The sequence below is a fragment of the Streptomyces albireticuli genome (genome assembly GCF_002192455.1).
Lineage (GTDB): Bacteria > Actinomycetota > Actinomycetes > Streptomycetales > Streptomycetaceae > Streptomyces > Streptomyces albireticuli_B.
In genome coordinates, this window is sequence record NZ_CP021744.1 from 6,724,772 (window position 1) to 6,738,215 (window position 13,444).

Annotated in this window: 13 protein-coding genes; 6 read left to right on the top strand and 7 right to left on the bottom strand. The window is 73.2% G+C overall.

All coding sequences use genetic code 11. The annotated features are described in order from the left end of the window. Positions 1 to 128: 128 nt before the first annotated feature. The 3 genes from SMD11_RS37380 to SMD11_RS29135 all read right to left on the bottom strand — a co-directional run bounded on the left by SMD11_RS37380 (position 129) and on the right by SMD11_RS29135 (position 1,689). Entirely contained in the window at positions 129 to 203 is a 75-nt protein-coding gene (locus SMD11_RS37380; protein ID WP_418952541.1) for a putative leader peptide, read from the bottom strand. A 261-nt stretch (positions 204 to 464) separates the two neighbouring features. Continuing rightward, positions 465 to 992 carry a rodlin gene (locus SMD11_RS29130; protein ID WP_324614779.1) on the bottom strand — a complete coding sequence of 176 codons (528 nt, stop codon included), beginning with the start codon at positions 990 to 992 and terminating at the stop codon, positions 465 to 467. Between the two features lie 217 nt (positions 993 to 1,209). Then, entirely contained in the window at positions 1,210 to 1,689 is a 480-nt protein-coding gene (locus SMD11_RS29135; RefSeq protein ID WP_087929276.1) for a DUF1453 domain-containing protein, read from the bottom strand. Positions 1,690 to 1,760: 71 nt separating this feature from the next. Between SMD11_RS29135 and SMD11_RS29140 the strand changes: the two genes are divergently transcribed. Both SMD11_RS29140 and SMD11_RS29145 read left to right on the top strand, forming a co-directional pair. After that, complete coding sequence (locus SMD11_RS29140; RefSeq protein ID WP_087929277.1) at positions 1,761 to 2,378, top strand: TetR/AcrR family transcriptional regulator; 618 nt, start codon at positions 1,761 to 1,763, stop codon at positions 2,376 to 2,378. 64 nt (positions 2,379 to 2,442) lie between these two features. After that, positions 2,443 to 2,943 (top strand): hypothetical protein, encoded by a 501-nt coding sequence (locus tag SMD11_RS29145; protein WP_087929278.1) that lies wholly within the window; start codon positions 2,443 to 2,445, stop codon positions 2,941 to 2,943. Between the two features lie 84 nt (positions 2,944 to 3,027). Here the strand turns inward: SMD11_RS29145 and SMD11_RS29150 are convergent, their stop codons facing one another. Together SMD11_RS29150 and SMD11_RS29155 are read right to left on the bottom strand one after the other, a co-directional pair. Then, entirely contained in the window at positions 3,028 to 5,028 is a 2,001-nt protein-coding gene (locus SMD11_RS29150; RefSeq protein WP_087929279.1) for a peptidoglycan recognition family protein, read from the bottom strand. A 287-nt stretch (positions 5,029 to 5,315) separates the two neighbouring features. Next, positions 5,316 to 6,425 (bottom strand): aminoglycoside phosphotransferase family protein, encoded by a 1,110-nt coding sequence (locus SMD11_RS29155; RefSeq protein WP_087929280.1) that lies wholly within the window; start codon positions 6,423 to 6,425, stop codon positions 5,316 to 5,318. Between the two features lie 234 nt (positions 6,426 to 6,659). Here SMD11_RS29155 and SMD11_RS29160 point away from each other — a divergent pair, with 234 nt between their 5' ends. Then, a complete protein-coding gene (locus SMD11_RS29160; RefSeq protein ID WP_087929281.1) occupies positions 6,660 to 8,162 on the top strand; it encodes a hypothetical protein in 1,503 nt (500 codons plus the stop codon). Between the two features lie 198 nt (positions 8,163 to 8,360). Here SMD11_RS29160 and SMD11_RS29165 read toward each other — a convergent pair whose 3' ends face one another. Beyond that, the gene (locus SMD11_RS29165; protein ID WP_087929282.1) at positions 8,361 to 9,833 is read right to left on the bottom strand and encodes a PP2C family protein-serine/threonine phosphatase; all 1,473 of its coding nucleotides are present in this window, start codon (positions 9,831 to 9,833) and stop codon (positions 8,361 to 8,363) included. 614 nt (positions 9,834 to 10,447) lie between these two features. Here SMD11_RS29165 and SMD11_RS29170 point away from each other — a divergent pair. The 3 genes from SMD11_RS29170 (at position 10,448) to SMD11_RS29180 (ending at position 12,766) form a co-directional block, all read left to right on the top strand. Continuing rightward, positions 10,448 to 11,878, top strand: a complete 1,431-nt coding sequence (locus SMD11_RS29170; RefSeq protein ID WP_087929283.1) for a HEAT repeat domain-containing protein — start codon at positions 10,448 to 10,450, stop codon at positions 11,876 to 11,878. A gap of 27 nt (positions 11,879 to 11,905) precedes the next feature. Beyond that, a complete protein-coding gene (locus tag SMD11_RS29175) occupies positions 11,906 to 12,460 on the top strand; it encodes a hypothetical protein (RefSeq protein ID WP_087929284.1) in 555 nt (184 codons plus the stop codon). 90 nt (positions 12,461 to 12,550) lie between these two features. After that, on the top strand, positions 12,551 to 12,766 hold the full coding sequence (locus SMD11_RS29180; protein ID WP_087929285.1) for a DUF5302 domain-containing protein: 216 nt from the start codon (positions 12,551 to 12,553) through the stop codon (positions 12,764 to 12,766). A gap of 27 nt (positions 12,767 to 12,793) precedes the next feature. Here SMD11_RS29180 and SMD11_RS29185 read toward each other — a convergent pair whose 3' ends face one another. Beyond that, entirely contained in the window at positions 12,794 to 13,237 is a 444-nt protein-coding gene (locus SMD11_RS29185) for a hypothetical protein (protein ID WP_087929286.1), read from the bottom strand. Positions 13,238 to 13,444 lie beyond the last annotated feature (207 nt).

The following is a 13,444-nucleotide window of genomic DNA, read 5'->3' on the forward strand; positions in this document are numbered from 1 at the left end:
CGGCGATGCGCCGGGCGGCCGTCTGTCGGAGCAGGGTATGCGACAGGACAGACGGGTGACCGGGAAACGGCGGGAAGATAAGGAGAAAACAGGCCTCGGCCCGAAGAAGGGGGCCCGGCGGGAGAGGGTCAGCCGAAGCGGCGACAGGACATGCTCGTGACGCGGAGGAGGTCCACGTGGCGGCGTTTCACGAGCATGGTCACCTCGTCATCGTATACGACCGCGCGTGGAACCGGCGTACCGGCCGGTAGGTGCCCGGTACCGGCCGGGTACCCGGGCCTGGACGGGGCGCCCGGCCGGGGCCGCCCGCAGCGGGCGGGGGCCCGTTCGCTGGTGGCCCGGGCGCAAACGTGGACCCCTTCTTTTCGCGGCTCTTCGCACCCGGAAACGCAGGAATCCCCCTTCCTCGGGGCCCGTGCTCCCGAGGAAGGGGGAAATTCTGTGGATCCGGCGCGAGCCGACCGTCAGTGGCCGTGACCGCCGTCGTGGTGGCCGAAGCCGCCGTGGCCGCCGTCGTGCCCGTGGCCCCCGTCGTGGTGGCCGAAGCCGTGGTGGCCGAAGCCTCCACCGTGGCCGAACTGGCCGCCGTGACCGCCGCTGCCGCGGTTGCCCGAGCCGTTGCCCGAGATGACCGGGATCTCGTCGAGGATGTGCGACAGCGGGTCGTCGCCGTCGTCGATCGTCGAGTTGTCGGTGCACTGCTGCTGCTGCTGCGAGGTGAGGATCGGCACGTCCTGGACGCCGATGTTGATCAGTGCGATCAGCGACTGGATACCGATCTTGCCGATGCCGAGGCACGGCTTGTTGAGCGTGCCCTGGATCAGGCTCATCTGCGGGCTCTGCTCACCGCCGGTCTTGGTGTTGCCGTAACCGGTCTTCGAAGCGTTGCCGTTGGCGACGTCACTGTCGTTGCCGATCGCCATCGCGGGGCCGGCGATGGTGCCGACGGCCGAAGCCGTCATGGCGGCCGTGGCGAGTACCTTCTTGAGCACGTCTGTGCCTTTCGATCGATTAGCGCCCCTCTCAGGGAAGCGACCTGAGTAACTCGACCCCATTTGCAGAAGTTTCGGGCATTCACTCATTTGCTCCATCGGATCGCCGGAGCGGAATTCCGGTGCCGGATTCCGCTGGTAGCGTGCGGGGCGCGGCGGTTCGCGGGCCGTCGGCCCCGCCCGGACAAGCGCCCCCACAAGCCGCGTCCGGGCGGGCTCAGCGCCGCCGCCGCTCCGGGGCGAAGGGTACTTTGCTCGACAGGCCCCGGGCGGCGACCACCAGGGCCTCGCCGAGGAAGCTGACCCCGATGTTCAGCTGGACCGGGCGGGCGCTCGCGTGCGTCCCCGCCCGGGCCGCGAGGAAGCCGAAGCCCGCCATCAGCACCAGCGAACCCGCCGCCACCGCGAAGGACTTGCCGGTGTAGCGCTGCCAGAGCACCCCGCCGCGCTCGAAGACCTCGATCGTGGCGCCGCGCGCCGCGCCGAGTGCCACGCCCAGGACGGCGCCGGGGATCAGCCACCCCAGGTCCGCCCCCGTGACGTCCTCGGCCTTGACCACCGACGCCACGCCGATGCCGATGAGGATCAGCGGCGGAGCCAGCAGGTCGCGGGCGTTGACGGGCTCTCCCCTCAGACGCTTGACCACCACCACGATCAGCACCACGGCGATCACCGCCGCCAGCACCCAGCCGTTCACTTTCCTCGGACCCCCTATTTAGCACGTCTATGCCAAATCGGATGGTAGCTCGATCGTGCTATAACGACAACATGCCGAAGATCGTCGATCCGCGGGCCCGCCGCAGGGCCGTCGCCGAGGCCGTCCTCCGGGTCGTGGCCAGGAGCGGCCTGGAAGCCGCCTCGCTCCGCAACGTCGCCGAGGAGGCGGGCCTGGCCATCGGCTCGGTCCGGCACTACTTCGGTGACCACGACGAACTGGTCGTCTTCGCCATGCGGCACCTGGTGGACCGCGTCGACCAGCGCGTCCGCGCGCACGTCGACCACCTCCGCGCCCCCGGGTCCGGCGGGGGGCGACGGGCCCGCGCCGAGGAACTGCTGGAGGAGTTCCTCCCGCTGGACGACACCCGGCACGAGGAGGCCGTCCTCTGGATCGCCCTCGCCACCGCCTCCCGGGTCCGCCCCGGACTGCGCCCCTGCGCCCTGGAGCTGCACGGGAACACGCTCCTCCTGATGGAGCACGTCCTCCGCGGCGGCCGGGAGTCCGGCGGCCTGCCCGCCGGACTCGACGTCGCCACCGAGGCCCGCCGGCTGACCGCCCTGGTCGAGGGGCTCACCTTCCAGGCCGTGCTCCAGCCCGAGGCCTACCCTCCGGACGAGCTCCGCCGGCTGCTCCACCACCACCTGGAGACCCTGCGCGAGAAGGCCTGACCGGCCGCCGCACCACGACTCTCCCCGGGGTCACGCGACGGCGCCGGGCACGTACGATGTGGGCATGTCGTTCCTCCGCCGCCGCAGCGCAGCCACGCCCACCGGGCCGGACTTCGACGTCCTCGCCATGGACCCGGGGGACTGGCCGGGTGACCTGGGAGCCGGGCTGCTGCCCGCGCCCGATGGCAGCTGCCAGGGCGTCTTCCTCCGCTATGACCTCTTCGGCGGGCGCGGCCCGGCGATGATCATCGGCAATCTGCCCGAAGGATCCCCCGCGCGCGAGGTGGGCGAGGGCCAGGTGCCCTTCGAGGTGACCCAGCTCCTCGCCGCGCTCGGCAACGAGGAGCCCGTCCACGTCCTGGAGACCGAGGACATCCCGGTCATGCACGAGGACAACCTGCTGATCGTGCGGCGTGTGAAGTGCTCCGAGGGCCGCATCTCCTGCACCCAGTTCGACCGCAGCGATGGCGTCCTCGTCACCATCGCCAGCTGGGACCGGCCCATCACCGACGAGCTCTACCAGCTCCTCAAGCCGCTGCCCGCCGAGATGTTCCAGCAGGCCTGACCCCCGCTCGCACACCCCGGAGCCCGGTACGGACCGCCGTACCGGGCTCCTCGCACGTCCAGGCCCCGCCGTCCGCCGGGGCGCCTACTGGTTCGACGGGCGCACGGTCACATCGGCGGCCTTCACGAAGGCCACCCGGTGGCCGAACTGGATCTCGTAATAGACGTCCTTGCCCCGGACCAGCCTGTGACCCGCGGGGTCGAACGTCTTCGCCCACAGATACTCGCTCGTCAACCGCTGTCCCAGGGCGTACTCCTGCCCCGCCAGAAGTTTGTACGGCAGCGGGGTCACCGCCTGCACCGGCACCTCCGGCGGATACGCCGCCTGCTCCGGATAGGCGCGTCCGTAGACCGGAACGTCCGCGGCGCCCTCCTTGGGGGTGACGACCGAACCGAAGGCGTTGACGGCGGCCGGCCGCCACCAGGGGTTGTGGAACCACGCCTTCTGCCCCAGGTACCAGATGGCCGTCCAGTCCCCGCGCCGGTCGGCGACCGCGAACTGCTGACCCGTGGAGGCGCGGGCACCCGTGTCGTTGACATCCGTCGTCGACTCGCCGCCGTCCGGGCGCAGGCCGATGTCCTTCACCAGCGGGGAATTCTCCCTCGGCGCCGTGTGCAGCCGCACCGCGCCCGAGCCGTGCGCGGCACACGCCTTGCCCGGCTCCGCGCAGCCGGTGTAGGCGGGCTTGTGCTTGTCGTAGTCCGGACGGATGGTGACCATGCCGCCGAACACGCCGCCCGTGGGCCGCAGCGGCTTGCCGATCAGCTCGAAGTAGTGCGCCCAGTCCCAGTACGGGCCCGGGTCGGTGTGCATGCCACGGATGGTCCCCGGGGTGGTGCCCGGGACGTTGTCATGGCCGAGGATGTGCTGCCGGTCCAGCGGGATGTCCAGCTTCCGCGCCAGATGGGCCACCAGGCGCGCGGACGTCCGGTACATCTCCTCCGTGTACCAGGCGTCGGGCTGGGCCAGGAAGCCCTCGTGCTCGATGCCGACCGACTTGGCGTTCACGTACCAGTTGCCCGCGTGCCAGGCGACGTCCTTCGTGGGCACGTGCTGGGCGATATGGCCGTCCACCGAGCGGATGGTGTAGTTCCAGGAGACGTACGCCGGGTCCTTGACCAGCTTGATCGTGGTCTCCCACGACCCCTCCGTGTCATGGATGACGATGAAGTCCGCCTTCTGCGACGCGGGACGGTTGCCCAGATCGTGATTGCCGTAGTCGGCGCCCTCCAGCTGCTGGTACGGCGCTGGGATGGACTCGCACGCCACCGTGGTGGGGCACTCGACGCCGTCCTCCTGGGAGACCGGCAGGCCCAGCCGCCGCACCTGCTCCGGGCGGACCTCCAGCCGGGGGCTCGCGGGGAGCGCCACCCGCTGACCCGCGTCGGTGGTGCGCCGCTCACCCGAACGGATCACCTCGAAGACGTCCTTGGCGAAGGTGGCCGCCGTGGCGGAGTCACCGGCGCCCGGATAGCCCGCCACCGCGCCGTACCAGTCGGCGGGGTCGGCGCTCAGCGGCAGGCCCAGCCGCCGCTGGCCGTCGGCGAGCAGCGCCGCGCCACCCTGGACGTTCGCCGCGGGATCCCGGCGCAGAGCCCCGGCGGACAGCCCGGAGAGCTTCGCGGCCCGCTCCAGGGTGCGCAGCCGCGCCGGGAGCTCGGCCGGCACGGGCGCCGCGCCCCGGGCGGAACGGGCGGCCGGGAGCGGCCGGGCGCCGTCGCCCCGGGGATCCTCACGGCCGTCACCGTGGTGCGGGGCCGCGGCCAGGGCCGTGGCGGCGTCGGTGAGGTGCATCGGGCCGTAGCCGCCGGTGACGCTGGGCGCGCCACCGTGGGAGTCCCAGCGGGACTGGAGATAGGAGACGCCCAGCAGCACGCTCCGCGGGACGTGGTACTTCGCGGAGGCCGCGGTGAACGCCTGGAGCAGGGCGCCGTCGGCCGGCTGTCCGGCCGTGGCCGTCGGGGCAGTGGCGACCAGGGGCAGCAGCAGGGCCGCCGAGGCCACGACGCCCGCCGCACGGAGCGGGCGGCGTCTTCGCAGGGACGGGGAAGCGGTGGTCCGGGGTGCGGAAGCGGATCCTCGCAATGCGGCCTCCTCGGGACGGATGTGCCACGCGCTGGGGACGGTCGGGGAAGAGCTGCGTCGGAACGGTGGGCGCGCGTGCGGGGCGTGCGGTACCGGACGTACCAGAGGTAGTCGCTGGATGACGATCCGTCAATCATGCTGGTGTCGCCGATGCTGCGCATGTCAATGCCCGTGCCCGGAGACTACTCCGCGCGGGCGTCCGCTTCACGGTGGCCCATTGGGCCGAAACGGTGAACGCCGAGGCGCCGCGCGGGAGTGCGCGGCGCCTCGGCGTGGGGTCGGCCCGGTCAGCGGGTGCCCACCGCGGCCCGGACGGCACGCCTGGCGAGCGCGCAGTCGTCGTGCAGCCGGCGCAGCAGGAGCCGCTGCTCCTCGCCGGACTCGGCGGCCCCGGGTGCCGTGGGCGCGGGGTCGTGCATGGCGCGCTGTACCGCCGTCTCGTACGTACGGATCTCGCGGGTGAGGACGAGCATCAGATTCACCAGAAAGGCGTCACGTGAGGCGGGGCCGGCCTGCTGGGCGTACTGGCTGATCTGGCGGCGGGCGCCGGGGGCGTCGCCGAGGACGGTCCAGAGGGTGGCCAGGTCGTAACCCGGGAGGTACCAGCCGGCCTGGTCCCAGTCGACCAGCACCGGACCGGCGGGGGAGAGGAGGATGTTGGAGAGCAGCGCGTCACCGTGGCAGAACTGCCCCTGGACATGGGCCAGGCCGTGCAGCAGCTTCTGGAGGTCGCCCAGGTCGCGGTCGGTGAGCAGGCCCAGCTCGTGGTAGCGGGCGATGCGCTTGCCGTAGTCGAGCGGCATGTCGAACATGCCGACCGGGGGCCGCCAGAGGTTCACCCGGCAGACCGCTCCGAGCGCCGCCCGGACGTCCGCGCGGGGCGGCGAGTCGGCCGGGTGGCGCTGGGTGGCGGCCGGGCGGCCCGGCATCCGCTCGATGACCAGCGTGCAGTTGTCGGGATCCGCGGCGATCAGCCTGGGCACGCGCACCGGAGGGCGGTGCCGGACGAACGCCCGGTATGTAGCTATTTCGTGGCGGGACCGCTCGGCCCAGGCGGGGGAGTGATCCAGTAAACACTTGGCCACGGCTGTGGAGCGACCGGTGGAACCGACCAGCAGGACCGAGCGTCCGCTCCGCCGCAGCACCTGGACGGGGTTGAACTCCGGGCAGATGCGGTGCACGGCGGCGATAGCCGTCCGCAGCTGGGCGCCCTGGGGGCCGGACAAGTCGATTCTCCCGCTGAGCGGTTGGCCGCCGAGCCCCGGGGACCGCCGGGCCCGTCCGCTTCCGAAGGCAGCTCCCGCGGCGTGGGAGGGGTCGAGGTACGGCCCGCCGCCGGCGTGCTGCGGACGGAGCTGCCGGGGCGGGGCGGACACGGAGGACGAGGCTGCATACATGTGCGGAACAGATCCCTTCGTGTGCCGACGAATGCGACGCTCCCCGGTCCCCGGGCCGAGGAGCACCCTGGGGAATGCGGTCCGGCAGCCGGGTGGCCGGGGTGGCGCGTTCCTACATGACACCCACCTGCGGGTGGCACACCATCTGGCGCACCCTGGCGAACCCTGGCGAATACTCGCCTGGCCCCTGAGCGCCCGCTACCTTCAAGTCAGCCGAGAACCTGGGGGCTTGACGTGACAAGGGAACCCAACACCCGCCTAGCGGATCTGTTCGGCCTGGCCGGCTGGTCCAAGGGCGAACTCGCGAGACTGGTGAACCGGCAGGCGGCGGTCATGGGCCATCCGCAGCTGGCGACCGACACCTCGCGGGTACGGCGTTGGATCGACATGGGGGAATCCCCGCGTGATCCCGTGCCCAAGGTGCTGGCAGCCCTCTTCACCGAGCGACTCGGTCGTGTCGTGACCATCGAGGACCTCGGGTTCGGCCGGCGAGGGCGCGCGGGTAAGGGGCAGTCCGCGGACGGACTGCCCTGGCCGCCCGAGCGGACCGCCGCGGTCCTCACCGAATTCACGGGAATGGACCTCATGCTCAACCGACGCGGCTTGGTGGGCGCGGGCGCCGCGCTCGCCGCAGGCTCAGCACTCAGCAGCGCGATGCACGACTGGCTGCACTCCGATCCGGTTCTCGCCTCCGACGCCCCCCGTTTCGACGACCTGCGGATGGACACCGCACACGCCGACCCCGCCGGCCTCGACCGCTACGAGGCGGCGCCGGTGGGCTCCACGGAGATCGACGCACTCGAACGCTCGGTCGAGGTCTTCCGCGCCTGGGACGCCGCCCGCGGCGGCGGCCTCCAGCGCAAGGCCGTCGTCGGCCAGCTCAACGAGGTGGGCGGCATGCTCGCCTACCACCACCCCGAGCATCTCCAGCGCAGGCTCTGGGGGGTCGCCGCCAACCTCGCGGTGCTCGCCGGCTGGATGTCCCACGACGTGGGCCTGGAGCCCACGGCGCAGAAGTACTTCGTCATCGCCGCCCACGCGGCCCGCGAGGGCGGCGACCGCCCACGGGCGGGCGAGGCGCTCTCCCGCGCCGCCCGCCAGATGGTCCACCTGGGCCGTCCGGACGACGCGCTCGACCTGATGAAGCTCGCCAAGTCCGGCGCCGGCAGCGAGGCCCTGCCCCGCACCCGCGCCATGCTGTGCACGATCGAGGCCTGGGCACAGGCGTCGATGGGGCGCGGCCAGGCGATGCGGCGCACCCTCGGCGAGGCCGAGGAGCTGTTCGTCTCGGACCGTGGCGATGTGCCGGCGCCCAGCTGGATGCAGAAGTTCGACGAGATGGAACTCCACGGGATGCAGGCGCTCGCCTACCGCACCCTCGCGGAGCACGACCCCGCGGCCGCGGCCATCGCCCAGCGGCACGCGAAGGAGGCGCTGGAGCTGCGCGGGGTCGAGACCCTCCGGTCGAAGATCTTCGACTACATCTCCATGGCCTCGGCGTGCTTCATCAGCAACGACCCCGAGCAGGCGGACACCTACGCCCGGCTGGCGCTGGTCTCGATCGGCGAGACCTCCTCGCACCGGACCTGGGACCGGCTGCGCGAGATGTACCGGCTCACGGGGAAGTACGCGGGCTTCGCCCGGATCGAGGATCTCCGCCAGGAGATCCAGCGGGCGCTGCCCAAGGCACCGCAGGGGAAGGGCGGCGCGGCCAGAGGCGGGAGCGCGAAGGTGTGAGGGCCCGGAAAGGCTCTCCCGGGTCCCAGGGGCGCTCGCCCATGTGGTTCCCGTCGCTGTGGTTCCCGTCGCGCTACGACGGCATGCCCGTGCTCCGAAGGCTTCACGGGACCGAAGGCTCCATGAGCCCCCGTGGTCCCCGACGCCCCCGGTCCAGGCGGCCGCGGTTCCCACGAAGGCTCCTACGAGCCGTGATCCCTACGAGGGGACGCGGGCGACCAGCACGCAGGCGTCGTCCTCACGGTCCTTGCCGCCGAACTCCTCCAGCACGGTCCGCACGCACTCCTGGGCGCTCCTCGCCGCGGCGAACCGCGCTGCGTGGCTCAGCAGCCGCTCCAGGTCCGTGTCGATGCCCGGCTCCGCGCTGTGCGGGACCAGGCCCTCGGTGTGCAGGAGGAGCAGATCGCCCGGCTCCAGCTGCTCCTCGGCCTGGGCGTAGGTGACGTCGGGGACCGCCCCGAGCAGCACGCCCTCGGGCGGCTGGAGCGCCCGTCCCCTTCCGCTCCGGAAGAGCAGGGGGGCGGGGTGGCCGGCCTGGGACCAGCTGAGGACGCGGGTCGTGGGGTCGTAGCGGCAGCAGACGGCGCTGCCGAGGGCGGGCTGGGCGGAGGCGTCGAGGAGGTGGTTGAGCCAGCCCATCAGCGGGCCCGGCTCGGCGCCCGTGACGGCCATCCCGCGCAGCGCGCCGAGCAGCATGGCCATGGTGGAGGTGGCGGTCACACCGTGGCCGGTGAGGCCGCCGACGCTCAGCAGCGTCCGCCCGTCGGGCAGCTGGAGGGCATCGAACCAGTCACCGCCGATGAGGGCGTTGCTGGAGGAGGGGAGATAGTGCGCGGCGAGGTCGAGGGCGCCCCGGGCGCCTTCGGCCTCGGCGGTCTGCGGGAAGCGCAGGGAGCCGCGCCACGGTGGCAGCACGGCTTCCTGGAGCTCGACGGCGAGGCGGCGCTCGGTCCGGGCGATCTCGCGGTGGCGCTGGAGCGAGTCCCCGGTCTCGTGCACCGCCCGGCGGCTCCGGCGCTCCTCGCTGACGTCGCGTAAGACGGCCCACATGGAGGCCGTGGCGCCGTCGGCGTCGAGCACGGGCTCGCCCATCATGTGGACGGTGCGCGGGGAGCCGTCGCCGCGGACGATCCGGAACTCCCCGTCGATCGGCTTGCCGTCCACCAGGCAGTCGGTGACCATCGCGGTCAGCAGGCCGCGGTCCTCCTCCAGGAGCCAGGACGGGAGCTCGTCGAGCGTCAGGGCGCCGTCCTCGGGGCGGCGGCCGAAGAGCTCGAAGAGCTCGCTGGACCAGGTGGCCTCGTCGTTGAGGAGGTTCCACTCGGCGCTGCCGGCCCGGCCGAGCGGGGCGTCGGCGGGCTGGGCGAGCGGAGGCACGAGCGGGAGCGCGGCCGGGGAGCCCGGGGCCTCCTCGGCGCCGGTGAGCTCCGGCAGTCCGGCGCGGAGCTGGTCCAGGTGCTCGCCGAGGTTGTCGAGGTGGTGCACGGCGAGGTCGCACAGGGCGCGCTGCCAGCGCAGCTGCGGATCCTCGGACAGCTCTTCCCTCACCGTCCCGCGGCGCACGGCGTCGACGCCACCGCGCAGCCTTCGGGTCTGGGAGATGAGCGCGTCGACCGTGCCGGGCTCGGATGGTCGAGCGGCGGGGCGGTCCGCGTGCAGGGGGGACGGCATGTCGTACTCCGATACCGGCGCGGCGCGGCCGGCTCCTGGGTCCGGGGAATGGGCCGGTAACGACTGTTGCACAGGGAGCGAGGGCTCGTAAGTGGTTTGGCAACACCCGATCCGGTGGTGTCGTAGGCACATGCCAGAGGCATTCCGTGAGCACCGTGGAGGTGAGGCGTCAAGGGCGGCACCGGGCGGTCGGGACGGGCGGGGAGGGGCTGCCGGGCGGTGCCGGACCGGGTCCTGGAACGGGAGGGGACGGAGGTGCGGGAGTGAAGGCCGTGCCCGGGGGAGAGCGGGGCTGTGCGCGCCTTGGCCGGCATGCGGGGGTGCGCGGCCGGGGGAGCCGAGGAGGGCGAGGGGGCGGGAAGACCGCGGGGAGGCGAGCGAGGGGGCGAGTGGGGCAGAAGGAGGCGAGCGGGGGCGAGAGGGGGAGAAGAAGGGAAGCGAGGGGGCATTTCGGGCGCAGCTCGGCGGAATGCTTCGCTCCAGGTAGGCTGCGGGCGCTTGGAGGATCCGGAGTTCCCCCTGTTCACCAGGCATAGCCCCGATGGACACCGGCAAGAATGCCGGACGACGGAAATCCCGTTGCCAGCCGACTCCCCGCACCGGATGCTGACCCCATGTTCGATCCAGACATAGCGCCCAGCGGCACCCTGCTCGGCCTCCTCCAGCGAGGCCGCGGCGACGGGACCCTGTATGCCCTCGCGGCGCCGCGGGCGGAGGCGCTCGCGGCGCTGCACCACTGCGTGCTGCGCGACCCCAGGCGGGACTGGCAGGTCGAGAACCGCTCGCTCTATTACGCACGCCTGTGTCTGGACCTCGACGCCGGGCTCGGCGAGATCGCCGAACACCTCTTCCACGCGGACGACGTCCTGGACACGGGCGAGGAGCGCACGGGCCTCGCCCTCGCCGTCCTCGGCCACCTCGCCTCCTACGGGCGTGCGGACGCCCTGCTGCTCCTGCGCCGCTACGCGGTCTCCGGCACGAACTGGGCATGGGCCCTGGACGAGCTCGCCCTGCGCGACGACGACGCGGGCCTCCTCGCCCTCGGCGCGAGCGTCCTCGCCCGGTTCCCCGCGACACCCGAGGGCGAGCGCGACCTCGCCGCGTCCGTCCGCGACGCCTTCGAGCCCCGTCCCTGGCGGCTGTGGGCCGACGAACAGCTCTCGCCCGCGACCGCGGGCCGGGTGCGTGCCGCACAGGAACAGGGGTCCTTCGACCGCTGGCAGCGCCAGCTCCGTCCCTCCGGCCCCCGGCCGGGCTGGAGCGTGCGGGAGGTCCTGGACTGGGCACAGCAGGGCCTCGACCTCCACCCCACCCAGCTGCGCCACGTCCCCGCGACCCGCTGCCTGACCGCCGTCGCCGGCCCCGAGGACCGGCTGGAGATCATCCAGGCCGCCGCCCAGGGCCCCGAGGCCGCGCGGGCGACCGCCCTGCGCTATCTCGCCGAGCACCACGACCCGCAGGCGCTCGACCTCATCGAGGGCGCCGCCGCCGACCCGTCGGCGCTGGTCGCGGAGGCCGCCGTCACGGCCTTCGAGCGGATGCGCAGCACGGCCGCCCTGGAGCGGGCCCGCGCCTGGATCCACCGCGGTGACGCGCTCGGCGCCGCCGCGGCCGGGATGCTGGCCTGCCGGGGCGCGCAGTACGACTCGGCGCTCGTCCTCGGCGCCCTGCGCCGGACCGTGCGCGCGGAGGGGCCCGACGCGCCCGTGCTGTGGGACCTCGTCCAGGGGGCCGGGCGGCTGGCCATCGGCTGTGCCGCGCCCGTGCTGCGCCACGTCTACCGCGAAACGACCTCCTCGCAGCTGCGCGGCCGCACGGCCCGCGCCCTCGCGGCCACGGATCCGTCGTTCGCCAGGGGCTTCGCCGTCGAGTGCCTGTGGGACTGCGAGGAGACCACCCGGGAGCTCGCGGCGCATCACGCCACCACGGCCGACGCCCGGGTCGTGGAGCAGCTGCGCAGGCTCGCCGCCGATCCGGCCGAGGAGGCGGAGGTGCAGACCGCCGTCCGCAGCCGCTTCGGACCCGAAGCCCCGCAGGCCGGCTGAGCGCCGGGTGAGTGCGAAGATCGTGCGATGAGAGCGAAGATCGTATCCGTGGCGCTGTCCGGAGCGCTGCTGCCCGTGGTGCTCACCTCGATACCCGTGGCCGGTGCGGTGGCGGAGGCCCGCCCCCGGCCCGCGGCCGCCGTCCCGAGCGGTGCCACTGCCGTCGTGCGGATCACCGAGGGGCAGGTGGCGGAGGCCCGTCCGGGCGCCCCGATCCTCTACCCGAGCGTGACCAGCTGCCTGACCGTGACCGTCCGGCTGGCCGGCGGCGGCAAGGTCGGCGCCCACGCCAGCCTGTTCCAGGTGCCCGGCGAGTACCGCTCGGACGGGATCCTCGCGGCGCTCAAGGGCCGGGTGGGGAACCGGGCGGTGCGGGCCGTGGAGGTCCGGGGCGCGGTCGGCGCCTGGCACCCCGGCTATTTCACCAAGGCGATCGAGGCCTACGGGGACGGCGAGGCCGTGCCCTACCCCACGGCGCCGGACCCCGAGGGGATCGCGCGGGCCGTGGCCGGCGGGCTGGACCAGCCGCGCGCCCGGGTGACGGTCCAGGACGTCCCCGACGGGGACATGACGGTGACCTGACATGCGGTCGGGCCGGATTCCGGCCGGACTACCGATGGGCGGGCGCCCGTGCGAAGCTTTGGCGACGCCCGCCATGACCAGGAGGTTTCGATGACGGACAGTACAGCGCCCCAGGACACGCCGCAGGACGCGGCCGGGGACGACACCGAGAACGATGTGAAGCGCAAGTTCCGGGAGGCCCTGGAGCGCAAGCGCGGCCAGGCGGCCGACGCCGCCGGCAACGGCCGGAACAGCGACGGGTCCAAGATCCACGGCACCCACGGCAAGGCGGGCGGTCAGCGCTCCTTCCGGCGCAAGAGCGGCTGACCGCCGCGGGGGCCCGGGCCGCCGGGGTCAGGACCGCCGGCGCCTGAAGGCCTTCCGCACGAAGTGGACGATCAGCGCGATCACCACGATCGCCACCACGACCAGCAGGATCAGGACCACGATCATCACCACGCCGAGCTTCTTGAAGAAGCCCTTCTTCTTCTTTTTCTTCGGCTTGGCGACCGTGGACTTGCGGTCCTTGTCGGCCTGGTAGCGGTGCGAGGTGTCGGCGGCCGACCCGGCGTCGGAGGCCGCCGGCACCGAGGCCGCGTCCGTGGCGCTCGCGGCCGCCACGGCGACCGCGGCGGGCCGGGCCGGGCTCTCCGCCGCCGCGGGCGGCACCAGCAGCGCGGCCGCCAGCGCGAGCACCGCGGCCACCACCGCCCGGCGGCCCCGGCGCCGTCGGGTGCCGCCCGCCACCGCCCCGGCCCCGTGGCCCTCTCGCTCGTCCTGGTTCAGCTCAGCGCTCATGCACGCCCCCATGGTTCGGGTGTCACCTGCTCGTACGTACGCACCCGGTCGGCATGACCCTGACATATGTCGGGCCGACCCGGCGCGGCCCCCATTATGGGGGTGGCGGCACCTCTCCCAGCAGGGCGCGTGACGGCTCGCGCCGGAGTGACGGGGCTTATGGAGCTTTGTCCTCCGTTTCCGGGTGCCGCCCCGGAGTCCCGGCCC